This is a genomic window from Paenibacillus amylolyticus (assembly GCF_001570725.1).
Classification (GTDB): Bacteria; Bacillota; Bacilli; order Paenibacillales; family Paenibacillaceae; genus Paenibacillus; species Paenibacillus amylolyticus_A.
Window position 1 is genome coordinate 853,172 of the sequence record NZ_BCNV01000001.1, and the last position, 8,835, is coordinate 862,006.

General features: G+C 45.1%; 8 protein-coding genes. 7 read left to right on the top strand and 1 reads right to left on the bottom strand.

Going from position 1 to position 8,835, the window contains the following annotated elements; translation table 11 throughout:
- Positions 1-13: 13 nt before the first annotated feature.
- Positions 14-433: a MarR family winged helix-turn-helix transcriptional regulator gene (locus tag PAHA3_RS04030; RefSeq protein WP_062833573.1), complete on the bottom strand. Its 420-nt coding sequence runs from the start codon at positions 431-433 to the stop codon at positions 14-16.
- A 420-nt stretch (positions 434-853) separates the two neighbouring features.
- Here PAHA3_RS04030 and PAHA3_RS04035 point away from each other — a divergent pair, with 420 nt between their 5' ends.
- The 7 genes from PAHA3_RS04035 (at position 854) to PAHA3_RS04065 (ending at position 8,576) form a co-directional block, all read left to right on the top strand.
- Positions 854-2,875, top strand: a complete 2,022-nt coding sequence (locus PAHA3_RS04035) for an AraC family transcriptional regulator (RefSeq protein WP_062835968.1) — start codon at positions 854-856, stop codon at positions 2,873-2,875.
- 52 nt (positions 2,876-2,927) lie between these two features.
- Entirely contained in the window at positions 2,928-4,529 is a 1,602-nt protein-coding gene (locus tag PAHA3_RS04040; protein ID WP_082762711.1) for an AraC family transcriptional regulator, read from the top strand.
- Between the two features lie 108 nt (positions 4,530-4,637).
- The gene (locus PAHA3_RS04045) at positions 4,638-5,618 is read left to right on the top strand and encodes an ABC transporter substrate-binding protein (RefSeq protein ID WP_062833575.1); all 981 of its coding nucleotides are present in this window, start codon (positions 4,638-4,640) and stop codon (positions 5,616-5,618) included.
- A complete protein-coding gene (locus PAHA3_RS04050) occupies positions 5,619-6,431 on the top strand; it encodes a (2Fe-2S)-binding protein (protein WP_062833576.1) in 813 nt (270 codons plus the stop codon).
- 112 nt (positions 6,432-6,543) lie between these two features.
- Positions 6,544-6,861 carry a hypothetical protein gene (locus PAHA3_RS04055; protein ID WP_153028172.1) on the top strand — a complete coding sequence of 106 codons (318 nt, stop codon included), beginning with the start codon at positions 6,544-6,546 and terminating at the stop codon, positions 6,859-6,861.
- A gap of 120 nt (positions 6,862-6,981) precedes the next feature.
- The gene (locus PAHA3_RS04060; RefSeq protein ID WP_062833578.1) at positions 6,982-7,503 is read left to right on the top strand and encodes a TetR/AcrR family transcriptional regulator; all 522 of its coding nucleotides are present in this window, start codon (positions 6,982-6,984) and stop codon (positions 7,501-7,503) included.
- A 119-nt stretch (positions 7,504-7,622) separates the two neighbouring features.
- Positions 7,623-8,576, top strand: a complete 954-nt coding sequence (locus PAHA3_RS04065; RefSeq protein WP_062833579.1) for an SDR family NAD(P)-dependent oxidoreductase — start codon at positions 7,623-7,625, stop codon at positions 8,574-8,576.
- Positions 8,577-8,835: the final 259 nt, after the last annotated feature.

The following is an 8,835-nucleotide window of genomic DNA, read 5'->3' on the forward strand; positions in this document are numbered from 1 at the left end:
TCTATATATAGGTTTAAAAATTATTCTGCATACGTTCCAGGTAATCGGCGAGAGCCTGAACTTCGTCTTCACTGAAATCCTGCAAAATTTGGTTGATGAAATTGGTCTTCTCTGCTTTGTAGCCTTCAATCTGCTTCCGACCGTGATCCGTCAGACGAACAAAAGTTACCCGATTATCTTCGGGGTTCTTGCGTCTGGTAACCATCAGGTCCGCCTCAAGCTGTTTCAAGTGGCGTGTAATCGCAGCACTATCAATGTTAATGATTTTCTGCAGCATGGATTGGTTAATCTCATCGACCTGATCCAGCTCATGCAGAATTTCAAAGCGAGAGGAACTGATACCCGTACAGCGTTCGAACTTGGGACTGATTTTGTTGCCCAGCACGTTCAGCAGGTTGATGATCTGTTCTTCTTTGGAAACAATACGTGTCATGACTAGACCTCCCGGGTGAATCTGAATCATGAACAACGGCGTATGTTAACCAATAATTATAGTTGCAGTATACAATGCCATTGTCTAATGATTATTTGAATGCTCTCGATCATTGATGTATCAATATTTGATGCCTCAATCATTGATGGCTCAATTAATATATCATGCCTTTTATCATTTTGCAACAGGTTCAGAAGAAGAGGATGATTATACCTGTATTATCCCAGTACATAAGCATTGTCGTCTGTATAGGATGTCCATCTGCATGAGTTTATATCGATTGCTTAAGTTATTGAGAATTATTATCAATTGGTCTATAATAAAAGGAAATGTACATAACGAGCGAACGTAACAGGCAGTTCATACAACAGCTGAGAAGGCATAAAGATGTATTTGGACGGGAGGGTAAGTATAAAGGATATGAATTTGAATGATCACATCAGGCTGTGGAACCATGTTTTTGTCAAAATACTGGATGTTCGCCAAAACGCTTTGCATCCTGGCGAGAAGTTGAAGAATTATCAACTGCCAGCGAGCACCTATCTATATATCATCGATGGAAGTGCACGGATACAAATGGATCAACACAGATATATCGTGGATGGATTCCACATTGTTCATGGGGGCAAGCAGGCGTACTTAAACATGGAGACGGATTCGGGCGTGGCGTATTATATGATTTTGTACAAAGCCATTCTGGCGTTGCCCTGTGGTATGGAGATTCAGCATCTGATGGACCATGAACGTCCGTTCCAGGACCAATATGCACTTGTACCAACCCGTCCGCTGGACATGTATCAATGTATGGAGGAATTGAAACGGGAGTGGGAACAGTCCACGAAACTCGCAAAGTTACATGCTAAAACCTTATTTTATCAATGGGTATATTTTTTGTTGGCAGACTTACATGGACAATCCATTCAGCCATATAAACCGGATACGGTCACACAGGCGATTGAATTTATGAATGCTCATCTGCATGAACCTATAGCTCTTGATGTAATGGCTGAAGCATTGGAATGCAGTGTGGGACACTTGTCCAGATTGTTCAAACAAAAGTTGAACATCAGTCCCATTCAATATCTTGGACAGATTCGAATGGAGAGAGCTGCACATCTTCTGGTCCATACGAATGCTACGTTGCAACAGATTGCAGAGCAGGTGGGCTATCCGGATGCACATTCACTGAGTCGCAGCTTCAAAAAAATCAAAGGACTCTCTCCAATTCGTTACAAAAAAGGACTAAGCCCACAGTTTAATAAGCCGAAAAAGGCATTGGCATTGAACCATAAGCAAGATTTGCCCAGTGTGATGCAAGAAAATGCCCTTCATCCGCTACATTTCTCTCTATATAATGATATTGATTATCAATATCAAAAGAATGTTGGAGGGGAATTACTGATGCAAGGAAAATTCAAAATGACAGCACTAAGCATGATGCTGTGTCTCACGCTATTACTCGCCGCCTGTTCCAGTCCTGCACCGTCTGCAAGTGGTACACAAACAGAAACGAATGCGGCTACTACACAAGCGGGTAACCAAGCAGCGGAGGCAGGAAAATCGACTGCACAACCAGAGACGAGAACGGTTTCTACATTAAGAGGAGATGTGGTGATACCGGCTAATCCGCAGCGTGTTGCTTCAGATCAATATATGGGGTACCTGTTGAAATTGGGCATTGTACCGGTTGGTGTAAGAACGTTTATGCTGAACGAAGGATGGATTGAAAAGTCTGGCATTGCTGCTGATGTTATAGCGGGTATTGAGGATTTGGGAGGAGAGTTCCCAATGAATCTGGAGAAATTAGTGTCACTTGAGCCGGATCTCATCATCGGTTCCATCGATAAAAATATTGAGGATTACGAAAAAATTGCAACGACCGTCTTTTTACCTTATTGGGAAGGCGATAAAACTTCTGGCCCACTGGAAAAGCTACGCCGGATTGCTGGTGTTTTTGGAAAAGAGAAGGAAGCAGAGCAATGGATCACGACATATGAAGGGAATATCGAAGACACTAAGCAGCAGATTGATGGTGTGATTAAAGAAGGCGAGACCGTATCCATCATACAAATAGGATACAAAGCGTTGTATGTACTTGGTGCAGAAGGTGGGAACTATGGTAGTTCCACGATCTATGAGATGCTGAAACTGCCTCCAACTCAGCAAGCACTCGATATGAAGGATGGATTCGAGACGATCTCCCTTGAAGTACTGCCTGAGTATATGGGAGATCATATCTTCTTATATGGTTCGGGTAGTGAAGACGCCAAAGAGATCCTGAACAGCGAGGTGTGGAAACGTCTGCCTGCTGTGCAGAAAGGACAAGTCTACGCCTATGGTTCCTTGGATGGTACAGAGGATGAGTTCGTCATGGAAGACCCTTATTCACTGGAGTTGCAGTTGGATAGTATAAAGAATTTACTATTGGGAGCTAAAAAATAGAGTGTAATCAGGCGATTATAGGATTCGATTCGAACAGGGAAGGGACGTCAGCATGAAAGAAAATGATTGGATAAAACGACTGGAGCAACTCTATTTCACTGCTGTCCACGTCTGCCATTACTCTAGCAATCCGGGGGCTGTTCAGCGTCGGATCTGGAAAAGGTTCGCTATTTGCAGGGTCATTGCTGGCAAGGGATCTCTGTCTATGGATAACGTTGTACATACGGTGTCTCAGGACGAGTGGTTTTTGTTGAAGCCAGGAATGCATGTGGAGTTTCAGACGGATATGGAAGCACCTGTCCGATATCAGATCATTTTATTTTCCTGTGTGGCACTTACCCGGAGTCGAAAGGCTTGGCTTACTGAGGCATTTGATTTCCCTGTTACGGGCAAGCTTCATATTCCTTCTAGCACACGTGATATTCAGGAGATGATGGATACCCTGGTGAATGGAAAACACGCTTTCACAAGTCTGGAAAAGACGCGCAGGAAGAATCTCTTACATCAGTTATTGATTCAGTTGATGATTCGTGCGAAAGAAGCAACTCCACCTGTAGCAGGTATGGATCAGGCACTTGAATACATGACACATCAGTATATGAAAGACATTCGAGTCGATCAGATGGCCCGCATGGCAGGGCTTAGTGTGAATCATTTTATAAGAACGTTCAAACGGCAATTAAACATGACTCCGATCGAATATATCCTGAAACAACGTATGGCGAAGGCCAAGCAACTGTTATTTTCTTCAGATAAAATCAAGGAAATTGCGGAGCAAGTAGGTTATAGGGACGAGCACTATTTCAGCAGAGTCTTCAAGAAAAACGAAGGTGTCGCCCCGACGTTGTATATGAAACATAAAGTGAGTCGCATTGCCACATTGTATTACGGGTTGGATGACTACGTAATAACGCTTGGGATGACGCCAGTGTCCGCACTATCTTATGGTCAGAGAGTGGCCCGACATGTTGCTGTTCCTGCGCTTCAAGCGCACAGTCATCAGGGACTTATCCTGGACAGCTTCAATCAGAACTATGACGGGTTGAGGCGAGTCCAACCGGACCTGATCATTACAAGTGATCGTTTAGAGCCCAATGAATCCCTGCATCATATCGCACCTACGGCGATGCTGGAGCACACCAACCATTTTGGTGAGAGACTTCTGTATATGGCGGACATTATGGGCCGTAGGGAACAGGCTGTACATTGGATTGAACAGCATGCTGAACTGGGCCGGGTGCTTCAAGGGCGCGTTCAATCGAGGTGGGGGAAGCAGAGTGCTATGTTCATCCGGGTGTCCTCTCATTTCTACCGAATGTATGGATTGAATAACCAGACAGGCGCTCTCTTGTACGATGATCTGGGATTTCAATTGCCACGTTATTTTCCGGAAAAACAGTGGGCTGTGGAGACGAAAGTTGGCGATTTGCAGTTATACGACACGGATCATATATTTGTAATGGTGGATCCGACGGAAGAGGCGCGGGCTCAATTGCGACAATTGCAGCAATCTAGTGAATGGTTGGCATTAAGGGCTGTTCAAGAAGGCTGTGTCTATAATGCAGGAGATATTTTCTTCAAAACGCTGGGTCCAACCGGACGTATGTGGGCTATGCGATATGTAGCAGAGCAACTGGGTGTTACCGTGCGGTGATATTGTGCAAGTGAAGAGCGTGGAATAATCCATGGCAAGCCCGTTCGCTTTTCCCTACTATAGTGATAATGATTATTATTATTAAATAGTAGAGGGGATTTACTACAAATGGTAAGACAGAGAGCAGCAACGATGATACTGTTGGCCTTGCTTGTGCTCGTTCTGGCGGCATGTGGCAAGACAGCAGAAGTGACGGAAGCAACGCCTCAGCCACAGGATACACCTGTGGAAGAGAGTGGTACACAAATGATTGAACATCTCAAAGGAACAGCGGTTGTACCGCAAAAGATAGAGCGTATGGTTGTGTTATCCGCCGCCTACATCGATCACATGTTAACGATTGGTGAGAAACCAGCAGGCGTTAATGTAGAAGTTCGTTACGGGGGAGATTACCTGCCTTATCTTGCAGATCAGCTGGCCGGTGTTCCAACGGTAGGGTCGGCAGATAGTCCCAATCTGGAGGCTATCCTGCAGATTGATCCGGATGTCATCGTTGTTGAGAGTCGAACTGCTGAGAGTACATATGAGCAGTTGGAGAAAATCGCTCCGACGATTGTACTTGGTAACGAATGGCTGGATTATGAAGATGACACAACGTATTGGACACAGGATCTGTTGACCATTGCCGGATTATTCAACAAGGTTGATCTGGCCAAGGAGAAAATCGCTGAGGTGGAACAACAGGCAGAACAACTAACAGCGAAGATCGAACAACTGGATCAGAAAAAGCTGGCTTACTTGCGTGTAAGAGAGAAGACCTTGCAAATTTATGCGGAAAAAGGCCATCCAACCAACACACTCTTGTATCATGATCTTGGATTCATACCCACTGCTGTGACACCTGCCGAACAACGTGAGGACCTGTCCATGGAGAAAATCGCGGATATCGATGCCAATTTCGTCGTTCTTGAGGTTGATCCGAATGCCGATGAGTATTTAAACAACATCAACGCCAGCTCACTCTGGAAGGCAGTACCGGCTGTTGGTACAGATCAGGTCTATACGACAGACTCGTTCTGGCTGTTTAAGGGCTGGGGGGTAATCGGTCGCAGCGAGATTATTAACGAAGTTGAAGATATGATTCAATAGATGGAACGTTATCCAGGGCATAACCATTCAGAGATGTCGGCAACATTACAGCATTTTTTTGTGACGACAATCCGAGCGAACTGCGATGATTTCAAGTATGCTTTCCGTGTGAAGGATCTGCTGGATGAAGAGAAACGAGATTCGATATTACATGAACAGGCCATGCAGCAAGGGCTTCAACTGGACGGTAAAGGGAGTGTGGCCGTCGGTACACTTTTTGCCAAGCGCTATTCGGTGCTGGTGATGGCCGTGATCTCTGCATTCAGTCTGTACGACATTCCACTTAGTATGGCAGACGATGATGTGCGATTTGAATTGAATGGAGCAGGTGGCATGCGATATGAGACCCGGCTGGAGAGAATCTCTCTGGTTGGTGAAGAATTTGTTCAGCGCAGGTCAGAGAGTATCTTGCTTAAGAAGAAAATGCTGCTACATCTGGAACCTGTTCTGCGAGCGGTAGCTGACGGTACAGGAGCGAGTTATAACGTCATGTGGACTCTGGTTGCGCATAATGTTCAACAATTGTATGTACGTATGGTCAATGATCAAAGAATATGGAAGACGGATCAACGGCTTGCACAGATCCAGGAAGATCAATGCATATGGCTCGACGAAGAAAATGAAAATGAATTTACTTTTGCCATGAAGCTGAATCGTTTTGATCACCCTGAGTGGCAAGGAACGCCGGTCTTGATACGCCGATATTGTTGTTTGGCTTATCAGGTTGGAGACGGCAGTCATTCACATGGTTATTGCAACAGTTGTCCCAAGCTGGATTCGGAATCCCGATTGCATCATCTTCTACAGCAGTGAACTGACACTTTTGTACCGCATCGTCCGAATCTGTTTCAGACGATCCATGTTCTCTTCGAAACTGGCACCATTTCCGTTCACTCAAAATGAAATTCATAGCCGGTCCATTCCCATGGATCATGATGTTGCGGAATTCTTCCAAGGAATCCTGCTGAACATCGACATGTTCCACAACCTGCAGCGGCTTAAGCCAGCGTCTGCGGGTTTGTTGGTTTTGGACGGGAAAGTTACTGCCGGGTGTACTGACGAGCAATTCCTGACGAACGATGATGGCATCAGGAAACGGCTGGGTCTGGTTCAGTTCGCTCGTGAGAGGGTGCAGCCAGATCATGGACTCATTCATATTTCGCAAGGATTCGTCCTTGCATTCAACCTGACGGGTGAACAGCAGTTAATTCATCAGTCGTTTCAGGCAAACGTATGGCTATAATCCGAGTAAGCTCAAGGGTTAAATGAAGTGTCACTTTATTGCGTTTTGCGTTGATTACATGAATCAGATATACTTCAGGTTATTGATCAATTCATAACTGTACGTTGGAAGGGGAAAATGATGGCTAAAGATACAGCAGCGTCGGTTAATCGGCGAAATGATATTATCTCTGCGGCAATCGATGTGTTCGCGGAAATTGGCTATTATCGTGCGACAACAGCCCAAGTGGCTGAACGGGCACAGATCTCACAGCCGTATATCTTTCGTTTTTTCAAAACCAAAGAAGCTTTATTACTAACTGCAATTGAGGTCTCATGGACACGGGTGATTGATTCGTTTCGAATTGTGGTGGAGACGGCGACGCCAGATCAGTTGGAGAATGATCTCATTGAAGCCTACGATAAGATTCTGGAATCGCACAAGAGCGAAATTTTGCTTCAGATGCAGGCACAGACGATCCGGGAAGAAGTCATTCGTCAGGCCATGCAAAAAGGCATTAGTGATGTACGAAGCATGGTGCTTGAAGCTTTCACCGTTGCAGGTATTGCTGAACCGCTGAAAAGAACCATGATTTTCCTGGCGATCGGGATGTTGTGTAATTTATCTACTGCACTGGATATGCCTGAGCTGAAGGACCGATAGAGAGGGATGGGAATTCCCTTTTTGAATTTTAGTTATTGATCAATCACTAATTATGGATTATATTGTTTTCATGTAAGTAATTGATCAATAACTAAATGGATGAAAGAGGTCGATCTACGATGAAAAGAGCTATTGTGATTGGAGCCACAGGTGGAACAGGTGCAGCGATTACGGAGGAATTGATCAAACGAGGCATTTCTACGATTGCTTTTGGCCGCTCCCATCAAAAACTGGAGCAACTTGCGGTAAAGTTGGGATCTCCAGATCACCTGCAAATCGCAGTGGGAGATGCATTTCGGTCGGATGATATTATCGCTGCTTCTCAGGAAACGGATGTCATGTTTCATTGTGCGAATGTCCCGTATAACGAAATGGAGAGCAGGCTGATCCCGCTGGGCGAATCCGTGATGGCGGCGGCAGATCACTTGGGGCTAAACGTGGTTGTAATAGACGGAATCTACCCTTATGGTAGGAGGCAAATGAGCGAGGTAACGGAAGAACACCCGAAACAGCCACATACCCGCAAAGGCAAGACACGACTTGCCTATGAACAAATGTTATTTAGCACAAGATGGAGCAGAGCTCAGGTGATGATCGTTCGTTTGCCGGACTATTATGGCCCATCGGCTAATCAGGCTTCCTATCTGGGTTCAACGCTTGAAGCGATAGCGAAAGGCAGGATGGCTTTTTTTATCGGAAATATGAAGGTTCCCAGAGAGTACATCTATTTACCGGATGCTGCGGTTATGGTAGTGGAGCTGGCAAGCAGGGAGACGACGTATGGAGAGAACTGGAACATTCCTGGATCGGGGATCATTTCGGGTTATGAGATTGTGCGTATGGCACAGAAGGCTGCGGGGATAAGAAAACCTGTGATGGCGTTAGGAAAATTGGGATTGTCGTTGATTGGACGGGGTGTACCCGTTATGAAAGAAATTGTAGAGATGTTATATCTGACCGAGGAACCCCTGATCTTGAGCAGACAGAAATATGAGGAACAGATTGGTCCAGTTGTGGCAACATCTTTTGCAGACGGAATTGCGTTGACGATTAAGGAGTTACAGGGTGAGTAGAGGGGAATATATTTTTTAAAGAAAAGTAATTGATTGATCACTAATTATGGTGGTTTCATAGGCATATTGATTAGGGGGCGCACAAAGCTAGTCCCGGGCATAGAGTGTACTATTGTAAAATGCGGAGATTTGACGTGGTGTACAAGGAGGGGGGATTTTCTTGTGAGCGGTATGTCAAAAAAGAAACGCAAAATTTCCTCAATCAGCACAGTTAAACGGAAAGCAAAAAAATTAAAAAAGCACGCTATCCCAAAGAAGA

Bases quoted from the DNA above. Each gene is read 5' to 3' on its own strand.
- PAHA3_RS04045 (WP_062833575.1), top strand. From the start codon at position 4,638: ATGGTAAGACAGAGAGCAGCAACGATGATACTGTTGGCCTTGCTTGTG.
- PAHA3_RS04065 (WP_062833579.1), top strand. From the start codon at position 7,623: ATGAAAAGAGCTATTGTGATTGGAGCCACAGGTGGAACAGGTGCAGCG.
- PAHA3_RS04060 (WP_062833578.1), top strand. From the start codon at position 6,982: ATGGCTAAAGATACAGCAGCGTCGGTTAATCGGCGAAATGATATTATC.
- PAHA3_RS04055 (WP_153028172.1), top strand. From the start codon at position 6,544: ATGGATCATGATGTTGCGGAATTCTTCCAAGGAATCCTGCTGAACATC.
- PAHA3_RS04035 (WP_062835968.1), top strand. From the start codon at position 854: ATGAATTTGAATGATCACATCAGGCTGTGGAACCATGTTTTTGTCAAA.
- PAHA3_RS04050 (WP_062833576.1), top strand. From the start codon at position 5,619: ATGGAACGTTATCCAGGGCATAACCATTCAGAGATGTCGGCAACATTA.
- PAHA3_RS04030 (WP_062833573.1), bottom strand. From the start codon at position 433: ATGACACGTATTGTTTCCAAAGAAGAACAGATCATCAACCTGCTGAAC.
- PAHA3_RS04040 (WP_082762711.1), top strand. From the start codon at position 2,928: ATGAAAGAAAATGATTGGATAAAACGACTGGAGCAACTCTATTTCACT.